Annotated in this window: 10 protein-coding genes; 6 read left to right on the top strand and 4 right to left on the bottom strand. The window is 52.3% G+C overall.

Features of this window, described 5'->3' with window-relative positions; translation table 11 throughout:
- The 3 genes from AACZ40_RS21405 to AACZ40_RS21395 all read right to left on the bottom strand — a co-directional run.
- A partial coding sequence (locus AACZ40_RS21405; protein ID WP_339675782.1) for a DUF1501 domain-containing protein occupies positions 1-1,199 on the bottom strand: 1,199 nt, incomplete at its 3' end.
- A 39-nt stretch (positions 1,200-1,238) separates the two neighbouring features.
- Positions 1,239-3,791: a DUF1549 domain-containing protein gene (locus AACZ40_RS21400; RefSeq protein WP_291174513.1), complete on the bottom strand. Its 2,553-nt coding sequence runs from the start codon at positions 3,789-3,791 to the stop codon at positions 1,239-1,241.
- Between the two features lie 109 nt (positions 3,792-3,900).
- On the bottom strand, positions 3,901-6,027 hold the full coding sequence (locus AACZ40_RS21395) for a PPC domain-containing protein (RefSeq protein WP_291174511.1): 2,127 nt from the start codon (positions 6,025-6,027) through the stop codon (positions 3,901-3,903).
- Positions 6,028-6,659: 632 nt separating this feature from the next.
- Here AACZ40_RS21395 and AACZ40_RS21390 point away from each other — a divergent pair.
- From AACZ40_RS21390 to AACZ40_RS21365, 6 genes are all read left to right on the top strand, one after another.
- Positions 6,660-7,625: a DUF1559 domain-containing protein gene (locus AACZ40_RS21390; RefSeq protein ID WP_291174509.1), complete on the top strand. Its 966-nt coding sequence runs from the start codon at positions 6,660-6,662 to the stop codon at positions 7,623-7,625.
- Positions 7,626-7,957: 332 nt separating this feature from the next.
- Positions 7,958-8,386: a hypothetical protein gene (locus tag AACZ40_RS21385; RefSeq protein ID WP_291174507.1), complete on the top strand. Its 429-nt coding sequence runs from the start codon at positions 7,958-7,960 to the stop codon at positions 8,384-8,386.
- Positions 8,387-8,738: 352 nt separating this feature from the next.
- Entirely contained in the window at positions 8,739-9,278 is a 540-nt protein-coding gene (locus AACZ40_RS21380; protein WP_339675779.1) for a sigma-70 family RNA polymerase sigma factor, read from the top strand.
- Positions 9,271-10,920 (top strand): FecR family protein, encoded by a 1,650-nt coding sequence (locus AACZ40_RS21375; RefSeq protein ID WP_291174503.1) that lies wholly within the window; start codon positions 9,271-9,273, stop codon positions 10,918-10,920. The genes AACZ40_RS21380 and AACZ40_RS21375 overlap by 8 nt, the downstream gene beginning before the upstream one ends.
- 68 nt (positions 10,921-10,988) lie before the next feature.
- Entirely contained in the window at positions 10,989-14,156 is a 3,168-nt protein-coding gene (locus tag AACZ40_RS21370) for a DUF1549 domain-containing protein (RefSeq protein WP_291174501.1), read from the top strand.
- 9 nt (positions 14,157-14,165) lie between these two features.
- Positions 14,166-15,599, top strand: a complete 1,434-nt coding sequence (locus tag AACZ40_RS21365; protein WP_291174499.1) for a DUF1501 domain-containing protein — start codon at positions 14,166-14,168, stop codon at positions 15,597-15,599.
- A 630-nt stretch (positions 15,600-16,229) separates the two neighbouring features.
- Here the strand turns inward: AACZ40_RS21365 and AACZ40_RS21360 are convergent.
- Positions 16,230-16,823 (bottom strand): hypothetical protein (locus tag AACZ40_RS21360; RefSeq protein ID WP_339675776.1); only part of this gene is annotated, 594 nt, incomplete at its 5' end.

Below are 16,823 nucleotides of genomic sequence, written 5' to 3'. Positions count from 1 at the left end.
CCCATCTTCAAGCCGCCTCCCGCCATAAAGATGCTCATGGCACGACACCAGTGATCGCGGCCCGGGCGTTTGGTCTTTTTATCCTGATGGCGAACTTTCGGGGTACGTCCAAATTCACCGCAGAAAATAAAGAGCACATTCTGATCCAGCCCGCGGCGATGCAGGTCATTGATCAGAGCCGGTACCGCCTGGTCGAAGACCGGCATACGTTCCCGGTAGGCCTGAAAAATATCGGCGTTGACGGAGTGATCGTCCCAGTTGCTGGTACGTCCCGCCTTTTTGGAGAGACTGAAGCTGGCCTGCAGCTGGACCAGCCGGACACCTGATTCCACCAGGCGCCGTGCCAGCAGTAAACCCTGGCCCCAGGTTGTTCGACCATATTCGTCGCGGAGCTCTTCCGGTTCGGCTGACAGATCGAAGGCTTGACTCGTCCGGTCACTGGTCAGCATGGACAGCGCCCTGTTGTTAAACTTGTCTAGAGCTGCCATCGATCCGCTTTTATCCAGCTCCCGGCGGAAAGTGTCAAACTGGCTCAGCAGCTGATTCCGTTTTTTCAAAGCGACTGCTGCCGACTGGTTGACAGAAAGGTTATCCACCGAGAATTTGGAGCTGTTCGGATCGCCGCTGAACATGAAGGGACTGTAGGCGGGGCCCAGATAGGCCGGTCCTCCTCCGTAAAATTTCGTGTTGGCGATGAACAGGGGAATGTCACGTACCTGGTGTTCCAGCTGGCTGGCGACGACAGAGCCTATTTCGGGATATTCAGCGTCTCCCGGATTGGCAGCCGTCGGGGTATAACCGGAGAGCAGGCGACAGGTCCCGCCCGAATGCTCGTTGCGGTTATGATGCAGACTGCGGACGATTGAGAATTTGTCCGCCATTTTTGCCAGGTTCGGCAACAGTTCACAGATTTCGATTCCCGGGACATTCGTTTTGATGGGACTGAATTCGCCACGGTATTCGGTCGGCGCCAGCGGTTTCATGTCGAAGGTGTCGATGTGGCTGGGACCGCCGTTGGCCCAGAGCAGAATCACGGAAAAGTCCTTGTTCGGACGAGCGTTCTGTGTTTCGCCTGCCAGCAGTCGTGTCAGGTTCGGATCCAGACCGCCAGACAGGGCACCCAGACCCAGTCCACCGATTTTCAGAAATTCCCGACGACCCACAGGGCCGGAACATCGTTGGTTCAATTGTTGATTCATGATTCTACTCACTGTTCAGATCGTAGCGTAAGTGGTTGCTTAATGAACGAAAAGAAATTCTTTGGTATTGAGCAGCGTCCAGACCAGGTTTCCGAATGCAGCTTTTTTATCTTTTTCACTGGCGAGGTAGGCCAGCGCATTTTTCATCTCGCGCTCTGTTGGTTCACGCGATAAGCTTTTCAGGAACAGTTCTCTGATTTTACTTTCCTCTGTCTTTTTATCTTTTGCGAGCGTGGAAGCGTAACCGCCCATTGCTTTGGAAAGGATAAAGCTGTTATTCATCACGAAGAGCGACTGTGACAGGCTGGGTTCAGAAACCCGCTCGCATTCACAGGCACTCTCGCGTTTCGGACGGCCGAACAGCGTCAGGAACTGGTTGGAATAGTCTTCGTCGGGCAACTGCAGTGCCCGTGTTGCTTTGGGGAGCCCACTGTAGCGGGTGGGGGTGTCAGTGACATCATCAATGGCATCCAGCAGGATTTCGGCTGAGAGTCGTTGTGGGTAGAAGCGGGCATAATTCTGCGTCTCTTCGAGGTTGATCTCATTCGCTTCGGAACCCAACTGGTAGGTAGTGCTGGTGCAGATCAGGTTCACGATATGTCGCATGTCGTAACCCGATCGGGTAAATTCCTCCGCCAGTTCTTCCAGCAGGGGTTCATTGGAAGCAGGGTTGGTGACCCGCAGATCATCCAGCGGATGGACGAGTCCGCGTCCGAAGAAATGAGCCCACATCCGGTTCACAAATGCCCGGGCAAAATAGGGATTCTGTTTTTCGGCCATCCAGTCAACCAGGTAGTGACGCGGATCTTCGAAGGGAGCAATCTCCAGATCAGGTCCGCCCAGCCCGTGTGGGGGGACGACTTCTCCGGTGACCGGATGTTTGACCTGTCCGGTCTGTTTGACGGAGATCATTTCATTGGCCCGCCGTTCGGCAACGCCGGTTCCGCCGGTGCGGTTTACACGGGAGAAGAAGGCGGCCAGTCCGTAGTAATCCTGTTGACTGTATTTTTCAAACGGATGGTGATGACAGCGGGCACAGCCGATCCGCAGTCCTAAAAAGACCTGTGCCATATCGTCGACATACCGGTCGAGATAGCGGACTTCCGCGTACCACTGCGCGGGAGGATTGACCGAAACATCTCCGGTTGCCGTTAATACGCCGCGTACCAGTTCATCGTAAGGAGCATTGGCGGCTATTTTATTTCGCAGCCAGCGATGAAAGGCAATTGTGCCGGGCTGGCGGTTGCGTTGTCCACGGCGTTTGTTACGCAGCAGATCAGACCATTTCTGAGCGAAGTGATCGGCGTAGTCACCCGAATGAACCAGCCGATCAATCAGCTGTTGACGTTTCCGTGGATCGGTACTGTGGGTATAGCTGTCGACTTCATCGGGGGTCGGTAGTTTACCGGCGATCTGCAGAGTGGCTCTGCGGATGAACGTGGCGTCGTCAGCCAGGGGAGAGGGGGGAACTGCCAGGACTTTCAGTTTGCGCTGAATATGTTCGTCGATAAAATTCGTAATGGGAAACGCAGGCCAGGCTTCTGGTGTTTCGTTGGACGGGACCAGAATTTTCGAGACGGAGACTTCACCCTGGTAGAGTGCCAGCACCGAAGTCTCGCCGGTCCGTTCCAGGGAAGTGACGAGCCCCCGCGCGTCGACCGTGGCCACAGACGTATCTTTCGAGCGAAACTCAACCAGCGGAGTGACATCACGGCGGGAACCATCTGAATAATGGGCGGTGCCGGTCAGCTGTTGCTGATCGTGGTGACCCAGTGATTCGAACGCGGGTTCAACCGTTAATTTGACGATCTGTGGTGTGTCTGCCGGGCCGCGTGGGGTATTGGCTTCAATCCAGCGAACCATCCGATTGTATTCCGGGGTGGATTCTTCCAGTCGTTTGCCCCCGCCATGGGGAATTTTCATGGTCGCTTTACGGAGCAGTAGAGAGTCTTCAGGCGCTGCGGGAAAGATCCGCCGGCCCCGAATATCACGGGTGATCCATTCATAATCCTGTTCCGGCTGAAAACCGAACAGGGAGAGCTGGAATCCGCCGCGTCCATCCGATTTCCCATGACAGCCGCCGCCATTGCATCCCTGTCGGGTCAGAATGGGAGCGATGTCGTTTTCAAAACTCAAAGGGAGAAACGTTTCCCCCTGTTCAATGACGACGGGCAGGGTCTGTTTGAGCGAGCCCCAACTGATTTCCAGTTCGGTTTTTCCGGAAGCTTCTGGCGTGATGACGCCCAGATCATCTACGGATGCGAGTTGGGGATCTTTCAGTTTGAATTTGACAGCACGCGTCAGGTCGAACGTCTTCTCGTCGGCGGTGAAACCGGTGACCAGGAGTTGCTGTCGGCTGTCTCGACCGCGCAGATGAATCTTCTCGGGCCACGACTTGAGTCGGACTGTTTGCTGAGGAGAGATTTTGGCAGGCAGGATTTCCGCAGCCGGTTTTTGTTCCGCTTCAGAGGCGGTCGCGGCCCGGAGCATCCCGAAGAGGGACAGCAGCAGACAGAGCACGGCTTTTCCAATGCTGCTTTTACAGAAGTGGAAGCTGTTCTCTGTTTTGAATTGTTTTAAGATGATCATCATGTCAGGTTTGATTTTCTGTTAACCGTTATTGATCCTGGAATGAGTCTTGCCGCTGACAGACGCGAGTGGAGCATCTTTATATCTTGTCCATTTTTTCCGAGGTTGAATCTTATTTTTTATTGGACAGAGGTTGTATCTCCAGTGTGATGATATTCGAAACTGCCTCGATCTGGACCTGCTTTTGCTTATTCTGTGTTTTATCGTCAGTCTGCAACGGTGTGACTTTGAGGGTGGCCGATAACCAGAGCGAATATTGCCCGGGCTGCATTTTTGGGGGTAGTTGTGCGGTGAGGAGGTTCTCTGAAAATTTCAGATCGAGTGAGGTCACAGGTTTGATTAAGGACACCTGCTTACCTTTGGCATCGACCAGATCGATGTGCCACTTCAGAACAGGATTGCCGGAAATCTCAGAACCGGTAGATTTCCACTGGACATCCAGTTCAACTTTCTCACCCAGCGCCAGTTTTCCCTGCCTGGGTTTTATTTTCATTGAAAACGAGGCTGGCTTCGCGATTCCTGCCGCCAGTGTGGCGACTTGTTGAAACGAGTTGCTGCGCGAATCAGTTTGAGGCTGAACCTGTTTCACGATTTCCCGATCCTGCACAGTTGCGACTGCCTTGAGAGAAAGAGAAACGATGTTCCGCGGCGTATTCTTATTTGTGAAAATTGCGAAGCGGGCCTCGCTCTGGTGGGCTGGAATGATGACTTCGTCAGCAGACAGTCCCTCGGGTAGATCAACGGCCTGAATGCGGACCGGTTCAGAAAATCCGTGCTGGCGGTCGACGTAAATCGCCACGTGCGTGTGTCCGCCCTGGTGGAGTGAAATCCCGGAATAGCGATCACTGTCAGCGGGGTGCGCATAGGCCTGAAAGTCGGGTTGTTTATTTTCGATGCGGACACGGTACTGTCGATCAAATCCACCCAGGCTGCTGCCGTACAGATCGCGAACCAGGAGATAGTAAGTGTCGGACTTCGGTGCTTTCCAGGTTCCCTCCGGATCGAGCGAGGCGGCAGAGACCGGTGTCGCGGTACCTTTTGCTGCGGCTTTGTCTGTCAGACTCTTTAAAAGTTTGCCACTACTGTCGAGCAGAGACAGTTCGAGATCCATCTGCTGGTCCAACTGCTCGCCGAAAGCACGAATGCACAACTCCTGTCCTTTTTCGGCGGTGAACTGATACCAGTCCAGGTCGCGAGGTTTCAGAAACTGACCGGCAATGTCGCAGGGGATTTTGATTAGCTGTGCCGTTTTCTGTGACTGATTTTCCGGTTCCTGATCAACAACGAGGGGCAGGTCGGTTGTCATCAGTGAAACGGTGCCCTCAAGTTCCGGCACACCCAATTGAAAGCGGTTTTTCAGCGGACTGGTGGGCAGAGCAGTGACTGGCTGATGCGATGCGGTCAGTGATTGGGGATCGACCGTGATTTCTTTTTGTTGCAGAATCTGTGAGGCATTCTGTGAAACGCCGGGCAGCTTGATTCCCTGAATGGTGATTCTGGCAGGTTGATCGGAATTGATCAGGGCAGGAAAGGCTGCCAGCAGACTCGGTTCTGAATTCACCGAGAGATAATACAGGGCAGAGGGATCGCTGCTGTAATCGCGATTAAATACTTTGATCTGATACACTCCTGATCGGGGGAGCTTCACATGCACAACCGGTTCCCGCCAGTGGTCGGACGCAAACGCGATTTCTTCACCATCAGGAGCAATGAGAGTCAGGAGGGGCTCTGCGGAACTATTCAGGGATTTCGAATGACAGCGCAGCGTGACCCGTTGATCTTTAGTTCCGTCAAACGCATACCAGTCGATATCTCCGGTATGCTCGAAGCGGGCATCGACACCGCCGGGTAGTGAGAGTTCCAGGGCAGAGTCGGGCTGATCCGATTCTTCTTTTGCTGTCAGGACAGGCCAGCCAGTGACCTGGAAAGGATATGGCTGGCTGAGTCCTCCATCGGTTAATACTCGCAGATGATAAATGCCCGCAGGCGTCTTTTTATCAACGCTGATCTGAAGACTCTGGTCATCAATGACTTTGACCGAAACTCCCGATGCTGCAACCTGACAGAGGCGCATCGAATTGAGGTTCTTTCCCTTCAGTTTGATATCAGCTGTAGTTCCCGCCTGGCAGCTCAACGGAAACAGGCTTTCCAGTTCAGGGGGCGCTGCGAAAAGAGAAACGCTGCTACAGAGACTCAGCCCGAGAATCACGAGACAGTCGATGAATCTTCTGGCTGCCATAGGGCGGGCTCCATAGTTGTGGCAGGAGGCAGGGGGTAACCACATGAGGGATGGTACTAAATCTTAGTAAACTTAATATAACAGAAGAAGTGCGATGATTCAATGTATTTATATCCGTGGATGTAATTCAGGGTGGCGAGCTCTCATCATGGTAAGTCAAAGTGAGAGCAGAAGTTGGGAGTGGGTGAAAGGTGCGCCGCAGTGTGTACCTGATTCATTTGTCTGAGATGAATTAGAGATCGCGGGTCATTCAGGCAACCGAATGCCGTTTGTGAATCCTGATGCAAGTAATTGGAAAATTTTTTCGAAAACCGACCTGAAATTTTCATCGAGCATACGATTACTTATATGACCCAATTCTAATTGAGCCCGTACTCGTGTTGATAACGACTCTCTCAACGAGTGGTTCGTTGCTGCGCGGAGTGATAAATATCAAATCTTGATCAACCATTTATTTCATGGTTATCGAACAGGTAATACTTCTGACTTCTGAGTTGAATCATTGCAGTAATCTCTGTGCGTGGGAGTGGTCTTGAACCTACTCATCCTCGCCGAGCCGTTACATGACTTGTTTTGTTGCATTCAGTTCTAATTTCATCGTTTGATTATCTTGTTTCAGGAAGGGCTTTGTTATGTTGAGTCGCGGTCATAGAAAAAGGTCAGGTTTCACGCTGATTGAGCTACTGGTTGTGATCGCGATTATCGCGATTCTGATTTCATTGCTCCTCCCGGCGGTACAACAGGCACGTGAAGCGGCACGCCGGAGTACTTGTAAGAACAACTTAAAACAGATTGGCCTGGCACTTCACAACTATCATGAAACTTACGGGATGTTTCCCATTGGTGGAACAGGAGATCGTGACCGTCCGCCACGTGTGAGCTGGCAGGTCCGGATTTTGCCTAACGTTGACCAGGCAGCATTGTTCAATCAGATCGATATGTCCGGCGGAACTGCATCAGCAGTGCAGGCAACACTTGCCGACGGAAGAATCGTACGGGAAATTCCCATGACGCTCTATACCTGTCCCAGCGATCCGTATAATCAACCTCGGGGCGGGTACGCGCAATGTAACTATGCCGGGTCTATGGGGTCTCAATCAGCGCCCAGCAGTTCTTCCGCTTGCAGTCCTTTTCAGGTCTACGCATTGAAGTCAACGTTGTATGGAAAGACACTTTTGAAGGGCGGCATTTCCGGTATGATCTCCCGCAATGGTGCCAGTATTCGTATCGCGGATGTTCTGGACGGCAGCTCAAACACCATTCAGGTGGGAGAGACACTGCCATCGTGTCTGGACGCAGACCGTGGCAGTTGGTCCTACGCCCAGTCAACGTGCAACGCGGAAACGATGACACTGACTCCCATCAATGAATTCACGACCTGCGATCAGCTGGGCCCCTCACGCCGTATCACAAACTCTGCCTGCACTGCTCATACTCAATGGAACTACTCACTTGGGTTTAAGTCGATGCACTCAGGGGGAGCCCACTTTTTGATGGTCGATGGCGCCGTGCGTTTCCTCAGCGAGAACATCGATCATGCCGAAACATTCCAGCATCTGGGCGATCGAGCTGATGGCGCGGTTCTTGGTGAATACTAGCGGAATGTCATTTTCAATTTTGGGTTGATCAATATCACGAGAGTGCGACAACGGAGCACGTAAACAACACAGCTTACTTCAATTTCCAGCTTGGAAAAGCACTGGCGGGTCTCAGGCTTGAGGATAGGGAGTTGGCTCCCTGCGAATCTGTTTCCAGTCAAGTAAGCACTCACTTCAACTGGAAGTCTGTAAGCGATCACAGCGCGAGAATGCCCCAGGTATTCCCTCTGAATGTTCCTCGTCTCTTGCCTGGTAAGTCTGCGCTGACAGAACGCCTTCTGCTACAGACGATCCCTTCGGACTCTATGAACAAAATCTAATGAGAGCATCAAATGAAAAAAATCACTGGTTTTCTGCTGCTTATTTCTGTGTATGCACTGGTTGGCTGTAGCGGGAGCGACGGTCCTCAGGTCGCTGCCGTCGAAGGAACTGTCACATGGCAAGGCAAGCCACTTGCTGATGCCGGCGTTGCCTTCACTCCAGAGAAAGGCCCGGTTGCGATTGGTAGAACAGATGAGTCAGGACAATTCAGCCTTTCCACTCAAGGGCGCGACGGGGCTGTCGTAGGGCCACATCGCGTGACGATCGAAGCCTTTCAACCACCGCTTCCCGGTAAGGAAGCAGTCAGCGCGGAAGGGGAAGTTCTGAACGCACCCGTCTCGCGTATCCCTTCAAAATACGGAATTCTTACGAAAAGCGGCCTGGAAGCCCGTGTGACAGCAAATGACAGTGAAAACAGCTTCGAGTTTGAACTCAAGTGACAGGCGTCAATCAGATACTTCTGAAATTGTGATGTGCATCACCGTTGGTGCTTTCCATGGCAGTTCGATGTCTGCGGGAAAAGCGTAAGTTGGGTCACTGCAGTGCAGCCAGCCGGGAATGCGTTTGAGTGGGCATTCGTCTCACCACGTCAAAACGGTTACTTTCAGGTTTTATCTGTATCGATGGACAAACAGTTTCTGGATATTCGTCAAGAACGGTCTCTGTCTGAGCCTGTGAATAACGAAAAAATTGTAGATTATTTGAATACGCAACCTGTAATATCATCCGGGTGTACGATTACTTATAGAGAGCAGGATTGCTGCGTGTTGCCATGATGGGAGGAGCGGAATAGTGGACAAGCTCATGGAACAGAAAAATCAGGAAAGACAATTTACAAAACTGCTGACGGCTCATCGTCGCCAGTTGTATGCTTTTATATATTCATTGTTAGCAGATCACTCTGACGCGGAAGATGTTTACCAGCGTTGCAGTATGATTATGTGGGGGAAATTTGACCAGTTCGATTCTAACTGTGATTTTCTTCCCTGGGCGATGGGAATTGCGTTTTATGAAGTAAAAAACTTTTTACGTGTGTCTTCACGTGATCGACATCTTTTCTCGGAGCAGCTTCTCGAACAGTTGTTCGATTGCATGTCAGCACAGAAAAACAACCATAGCACTCAAATGCTCTCACTGGAGAAATGCCTGAAATTGCTGCGTCAAAAAGATTTGTGGTTAATCCAGCAGGTTTACTGGGAAAGGCGGAAGTGCTCGGCCGTCGCAGAAGAAACAGGAATGAAAATTAACGCGCTTTATGACCGGGTTGGCAGAATCCGGAGTCAGTTAAAAGATTGTGTGCGGCGGCGCGTATCGGAGGTGGAACATGCCTGATAACAATCAGAAAAACGATGAAGAATTTGAACGACTGTTAAGCCGGCTTGCCGATGGTTCGCTTGATCAAGCCGACGCGGAAGCACTGGAGTCGTTGCTGATCGATCAGCCAGAGCGTCAGGCTGCGTACCTGGAAACCATGTGGCTTGATGCGTCACTGATTGACCTGGGAGGCGTTGACAGCAGTGCTCCGGAACTCAACTTTATTCGCTTTGAACGAAAATACGCTTTCCCATTCAGCGGCCTGGCGCTGACAGCAATCGCTTTAGTCTGTCTGGTGGTAGCCGTTCTTTTTGTGTTACCCCTGTTTGAACAACGAAATCAGTTCGTGGAAAGGGAAGCCGTCGAGCAGAATCAGTTATCCAAAATGGAAGAAACAATCACCGTACAGAATACACAGGACGAATTCTATTCTGAAGCGCGATTTATCGCAGGGCATCGAACTGTGTTCCGCGGTTCCAGTTCGCCTATGCTGATTGGCAGTCGCTTTCGCTTCTCGGAACATTACATGCTGCAGGAGGGGTTGATCAAGATTCTTTTTGCTTCGGGCGCCGAAGTGATTCTCAGTGCACCGGCTCAGTTTCAGATCATTCATAATGAAGAGCTCGTTGTTAATCTCGGCAAGTGCTCTGTTTTTGCACCTGCGGGTGCTGAAGGCTTTGAGGTGACCACGCCGACCAGTCAAGTGGTCGATTTGGGTACACGATTTTCTGTCGAGGTTGCTGAAGACGGGGCATCGAGTGTCTCGGTAGTGGATGGTGAGGCCGAAGTCACTCCCCTGATGAAATCCCAAAAACGAACACTGTTCAAAGGCGATTCTGCTTATGTGAGTACTGATTTGAACCTCAGGGAGGGAGTTGAGAAAACCCAGGGAGATGCTTATGTGGCTTCCATTCCCGATCGTCTGGTTGCGTATGAAACTATTCAAGACGACCTGGGGCAGGCCAAAGCGCTTTCAACTTTGACTGTCCAACGGGGCGGGGTGAATCGCATTTATCAGCGTGACGACTTCATTCTGCCAGGGATCAATCATTTTCGTCCCCAGACGAATGTCTTTGGTATCGTCCCGGCGAATGCTCCCCCGGATGAGTATAATCGATTTGGTCCGATGAATCTGTTATTTGCTGCGGGATTCATTAATCCCGGTGGTCAGAAAGAGTATTTTGAGGGTGATTTTGTCTCAGGAAAAGAGGGAACACCGGGAATGAATATCGTCTTTGATCAGCCCATTATTAATTCACCTGGTCCCGATATTATCATTTTCGATGCACAATCAATCGCTCACTCTCTCGAAGGAGATGGATTCCATTTGTATCCGAAAACGAATCACCCGAATGCACATCCCGCCACATTCAGGAAATACGACATCGATGGTAATTCTGCAGAGGCACAGTTGATGACCGGCTGTCGATTGACTCACTTGAGTGAAGATATTGCCGACGATGGGGCTCCTCTTCCCAAATTTGGACAGTCTCAGCTTATCAACAGAGTTCCCTCTCGTCTGTTTGCCATTGGAATCGATCTGGATGACTTAAATATTCCACCTGGTGGGTCGATCACCGGCCTCTTTCTTCAGGATGCCCAGGACGACAAAGACTGTATTGATCCGGTTGTCATCGTCGGTCTCCCCCCCGTTAAGTAATTCGCAAGATCACAACTAACATGTTTCACATGATCAAATACCCTGTGTGTCTTCTTTTTGGTTCCTTGATGATGATCTCATCGGCGAATGCCGCGGAGATGTCACCAGGAACGATCAAGTTCTTTGAAAAAGAAGTCCGTCCTCTCCTCTCGGAACACTGCTGGTCCTGCCATGCTGAGAAGGAGCAGAAAGGGGCACTGCGACTGGACACACGCGGCCACATCCTGCTGGGAGGCGAGTCTGGTACATCGGTGGTGCCCGGCAAGCCGGATCAAAGTTTACTGATCGAAGCAATTCGTTATGAATCATACGAGATGCCGCCCGCAGGGAAACTGCCGGCGAAGCAGATTAAGATCCTCGAAAAATGGGTTGCCCTGGGCGCTCCCTGGCCGGGAGCGGACGACTCGGTGCCGGTTCGTCAAGCACACGGTCCCGCATTCACTGATGAGGATCATACCTGGTGGGCCATTCAACCGCTGCAGGATGTGACTGTCCCGAAAACTACAGACTCTGACTGGGGTAGAAATGAAGTCGACCGCTTCATCCTTTCGAAATTAAAACAACAGGGACTGACTGCAGCGCCGGAAGCGGATCGAAAAACGTTAATCCGCCGGGTCTATTTCGACCTGCACGGCCTGCCACCCACGCCTGAAGAAGTCCAGGAATTCGTCAATGACCAGAGACCTGATGCGTACGAGCGGCTGGTTGACCGTCTTCTTAGCAGCCCGCGGTATGGAGAACGCTGGGCGCGACACTGGCTCGATGTTGTGAGGTACGCTGATTCAGACGGTTATCGTGCAGACGGCTATCGTCCGAATGCGTGGCGTTACCGTGATTACGTGATTCGCTCGCTGAATGAAGATAAGCCTTACCACCGGTTCGTTCAGGAGCAGTTGGCCGGTGATGAACTGTTTCCCGATGATGTCGATGCCCAGATTGCAACTGGCTTTCTCACGCATGGAACTTATGAATGGAACAGCCGGGATGTCGCCGGTCAGTGGAACCTGATGTTAAACGAACTGACAGATACAGTCGGCGATGTTTTCCTGGGAGTAGGCATGCAGTGCGCCCGCTGCCATGACCACAAATTTGATCCCATTCTGCAAAAAGACTATTTCCGGTTACGGGCGTTTTTTGAACCGATCCTGATACAGACTGATCAGGTAGCGGCTTCAACAAAACAACGGGAGAAGTACAATCGCGAACTGGCCGACTGGGAGCAGGCGACGAAAGAAATTCGGCAGGAAATCGAAGAGATCCAGGCCCCTTATCGCAAGAAAGCCCAGGCGGTCGTCAAGTCGTTTCCTCCTGAAATTCAGGCCATGATCGCTAAACCGGAAGAGGAACGGACACCGCGCGAGCGTCAGCTGGTCAAGCTCGGCTGGCGGCAGGTGGAATACAATTATGACAGGCTCGACAGAATGTTGAAGCCGGAGGACAAGGAAAAAGTCCTCGCGCTGAGACGCAAGCTTGCTAAGCATGACAAGCTGAAACCCGCTCCGCTGCCGGTTGCACAACAGGTACAGGATATAGGGCCGGTCGCGCCCAAAACAACCATCCCCAAAAAACGTACGGAATGCAAACCAGGCTTTCTGACGGTTCTGGATGAATCAGCCGACGACTATTTTAACACCGAACGTAAAGAGACAACCAGTCGCCGCAGCGCCTTGGCCCGATGGCTCACTCAGGAAAGCAATCCGCTCTCAACACGAGTGATCGTGAACCGTATCTGGCAGTATCATTTCGGCAAAGGACTGGCACCGCACAGCAGCGATTTCGGTCGCCTGGGAGGACCGCCCGATCATCCCGAGTTACTCGACTGGCTGACACGGCAGTTCCTCGAAGATGACTGGCGATTCAAAAACCTGCACCGGTTGATTGTCACCTCAGCCACCTATCGCCAGTCTGCCCGGCATCCACAGGAGGCAGCGATGACCGCCATCGATCCGGGAAATCAATATTACTGGTGTGCGGATACGCGCCGCCTCGATGCAGAACAGATTCGCGATTCGATCCTGGCTGTGACAGGTCAACTGAATCTGCAGGCAGGTGGTCCCGGAGTGGCTGCCAGCGTTCCCAGACGGTCCATCTATTTACGTGTGATGCGCAACAGTCGCGATCCACTGCTGGATGTATTTGACTTACCACGGTTTTTCGTAAGTGTACCCGCTCGTGATACGACAACATCGCCGGTTCAATCGCTGCAACTTTTCAACAGCCAGCAAATGCTGAGACTCGCCGATCAACTGTCAAAGCGTGCCTACGATGAATCAACAACAGCACCGGAAGCAGAAAGAGAAGAAGCGGCATTGCGGTGCGCCTGGGAGATCGTCTTTGGCAGAACCATTTCTCAAGAGGAACTGACCATCGCCAGAGCATTCCTCACACGCCACTCTAAGCTGTTCTCGGAACAGAAAATCACCGTCAATTTACAGGAGCTGGAAACTGCGACCATGCCTTACCGCACGGGACAGTCGGTCGTCTTTCATGCTGATAAACCGTCTCCCTTCTACGTCGCGGACGACAAGCAGTTGAATCCGGAAAACTGCACGATCGAAGTCTTCTTCCAGATCCGATCGATCTATGAATCAGGGGCGGTGCGCACGCTGGCTTCAAAGTGGACCGGGAAAGTGCCTGAACCGGGTTGGATTTTTGGCGTGACGGGTCGCGGTTCACGACGAAAACCTCAAACACTTGTCTTCCGCACGTTCGGTAAAAGGAACGACGGCTCTGTAGGCGACGAAATCATTTTTTCCGATCAACACATTCAGCTCAACACTCCCTACTACGCCGCCGTCAGTTTTCATGTCTCAGGCGAGCAGGCAGGCACGATCGACTTCTTCCTCAAAGATCTCTCAAATGATGATGAGCAGTTAGGCCGGATTACGAAAAAACACCGGATTGTCCAGATTCAGGATAATAATCTGCCTGTCGCCTTCGGACGCATGGTTCGCAATTCACAGAGTTTCTTTGACGGTCTGATCGACGATATCCGCTTTTCCTCAAAGGCACTGGACGCCCCGGCGCTGCTCTTCACGCAGGAGTCCGTGACGAAGGATACACTGGGTTACTGGAAATTCGATCCTGTACCGGGCCTGTTCCAGGACAGCTCGAATCATCAGCACCATTTGACGCAGGAAGACCAGTTATCATCTGCCGGCAATCCTCGACGGGCCGCCTTCGTCGATCTTTGCCATATCCTTTTGAACTCAAATGAATTTCTCTACGTCCATTAAGGTTCTTCCATGTTTTCAATACCACATATTCAAGTGCCTCAAAACCGCCGGGAATTTCTGGAAACAAGCGGCCACGGATTCGGTGCCCTCGCACTGGCCAGCCTGCTCTCCCAGACTGAAGCCTCAGCCGCCCCGAGTCGATCCACCACATCCGCCGGGCCACTCCCGCATCATAAACCACGGGCCAAAAACATTATCTTCCTGTTCATGGAAGGGGGACCGAGCCATATTGATACGTTCGACCCCAAGCCGCTCTTGAATAAACTGGCCGGCCAGACTCTCCCCGACAGTTTCGGTAAAATCCTGACCGCGGCGGGAGAATCGCGATCGCCGCTGCTCGTCTCTAAACGGAAATGGAAACAGCATGGAGAAGCGGGGACCTGGGTCTCCGACTGGCTTCCCGAGATTGCAACCTGCGTCGACGATCTCGCCGTGATCCGTTCCTGTTGGGCAGACGGCCTGAATCATTCATCGAGTGTCTGCCAGATGAATACCTGCTCGCTGACGGGAGGTCGCCCTTCGCTGGGAAGCTGGGTCACCTATGGTCTTGGCTCGGAAAACAGGGATCTCCCCTCATTTGTCGTCATGCAGGATAATCGCTCACAGGTTGTGAATGGCCCGCGTAACTGGGGAACCGGATTCATGCCGGCCGTCTATCAGGGAATTCAACTGCGGGAAGGCAAACAACCCATTCCGAATCTGAACAACCCTGAAGGAATTACTGACATGCGCCAGCAGAGTAAACTCTCGCTGCTGAAATCGCTGAATCAGGGATTTACCAACGCACATTCCAGGCAGACCGAACTGGAAGCCCGCATCGCCAGCTATGAGTTGGCGTTCCGTATGCAGTCCGAAGCTCCCGAAGCAGTCGACCTCGCACAGGAGACCCAGGCGACACGCAAGCTCTACGGCATGGATCAGGAAGAGACATCCTCTTTCGGTCGTTTATGTCTGATGTCACGTCGGCTGGTTGAACGAGGCGTCCGCTTTGTGCAGCTCTATCACGGTGCCGGGAGCAAGTGGGATGCCCATTCCGGCATTGAAGCCAATCATACGAAGCTCTGTAAAACGATGGACCTTCCAGTGGCTGGCTTGATCAAGGATCTGAAACAGCGGGGCCTGCTGGATGAAACCCTCGTCGTCTGGGGAGGCGAATTCGGACGCACTCCCATGTCGGAGAAAGGAGACGGACGCGATCACAACCCGACCGGATTCACCATGTGGATGGCCGGCGGAGGAGTCAAAGGGGGTCAAACCATCGGCACCACCGATGAGCTGGGCCTTCGGGCCATAGAAGATCGCATGCACGTACACGATCTGCACGCCTCGATCCTCCACCTGTCAGGACTGGACCGCATGAAGCTGGTTTATGAATATAATGGCCGTCCCGAACGTCCCACGGTCAACGAAGGTGAGTTTCTTACGAAACTGGTGACAGGCTAGGCTGCGACTCGCTAAATGACCCGGTGTGTTGGTAAGTCTCTCATTACTGTCAGTAGTCGGGTGTGCCCGGTGAATCAGAGGAGCAGGAATCTGATGATTCCCAGGCCTGAGAACTGACGGTGAAATATCATGACAGACTGCATGGTTGAAAATCAAAGCGAACAAAAAACCCACCCAGTAAATTAAGCGCTCCTTACTGGGCGGGTCTCGTTGCCCCGGGACTATGCGAAAGGAACGGAGCAACTAACCGTCAGGCTGGTAACAATTGTGGGTGAACGATGCTTATAAGTCAACCACACGTTCAGGTACTCTGCTACACTCCCGTCAGCATGGATGACGGTCACGACACACGATTTTACAGGTTCTGCTGAATGAGGTCGTACTGTGGCTGAGAGGCGAGTTTGGAGTTGAAAATATTTTTTAAAAACTGAAGACAGGTGTAGAAGTGAATTCACCTTTTCGCCTGAGGTGCAGCAGAAACAGTTGACCCTGTCAGGAGCGGGAAATGCGTTTGCTTATACGATCAGGGGGACGTAGATCTGGAATTTTCTATCCTCCAGCTTCAAATCCTGATCGAGCTATTTCCGTTTGGCGCTGTCTGTATTTTATAGGACCATTCAGTTCTGTCATCTATTCGTCGAATTCCCGTTCTGAATCAGACAGCCCGGCAGCGCTCGTTTCCGGATCGGGGTTGGTTGGTTCATTCGGATCAGGTTTCGGTTCTCCGGTTTTCTGCCTGATCGCCAGCCAGCGTTTTCCTTCCAGATAATCGGTATGAAAGGCAGCATAGCGGAACCTGTGGTGCATCTGTTCTACTTTTTCTCGAGTCACCCTGGTTCCCTCAGCATGCACGTATCCGTCCGGATGATTCCTGATAAATGCCTCAAACCCATGGTCTGTCAGATCCGAGTCTGCCAGATGTACTCCCGAACACAACTTCACCACGGGGATCTCCGACAGCAGATCGGCGTTTTTGACCCCATCTGCCGCCAGTCCGTAAAACGGAGGCAACTGTGACAGGGCTTCGACGATTTCCGGAGTGATTACCAGATCAGGCGGAAGAGTGACTCGACCGGGAGAAAACAGCTCTGTCTCTGAGGGATACTGCGACTTGTGAAACGTATTAACGGGATTGACTGCCTGAATGGTGCATCCCTGATTGAGCAGCTTGATCGCGGCCTGCCTGGCAACCGGGATTCCCAGGTAGTGCTTCTGTCGGCTGGC

The sequence above is a fragment of the uncultured Gimesia sp. genome (assembly GCF_963972345.1).
In the GTDB taxonomy this organism is placed as follows: Bacteria; Planctomycetota; Planctomycetia; order Planctomycetales; family Planctomycetaceae; genus Gimesia.
Note: the sequence above shows the minus strand (reverse complement) of the source record. Positions and strands in the feature narration are given on the sequence as shown.

What these genes read in the sequence shown, in the direction of transcription:
- AACZ40_RS21390 (WP_291174509.1), top strand. Translation starts at nt 6,660, where the DNA reads ATGTTGAGTCGCGGTCATAGAAAAAGGTCAGGTTTCACGCTGATTGAG.
- AACZ40_RS21370 (WP_291174501.1), top strand. Translation starts at nt 10,989, where the DNA reads ATGATGATCTCATCGGCGAATGCCGCGGAGATGTCACCAGGAACGATC.
- AACZ40_RS21400 (WP_291174513.1), bottom strand. Translation starts at nt 3,791, where the DNA reads ATGATGATCATCTTAAAACAATTCAAAACAGAGAACAGCTTCCACTTC.
- AACZ40_RS21385 (WP_291174507.1), top strand. Translation starts at nt 7,958, where the DNA reads ATGAAAAAAATCACTGGTTTTCTGCTGCTTATTTCTGTGTATGCACTG.
- AACZ40_RS21395 (WP_291174511.1), bottom strand. Translation starts at nt 6,027, where the DNA reads ATGGCAGCCAGAAGATTCATCGACTGTCTCGTGATTCTCGGGCTGAGT.
- AACZ40_RS21365 (WP_291174499.1), top strand. Translation starts at nt 14,166, where the DNA reads ATGTTTTCAATACCACATATTCAAGTGCCTCAAAACCGCCGGGAATTT.
- AACZ40_RS21375 (WP_291174503.1), top strand. Translation starts at nt 9,271, where the DNA reads ATGCCTGATAACAATCAGAAAAACGATGAAGAATTTGAACGACTGTTA.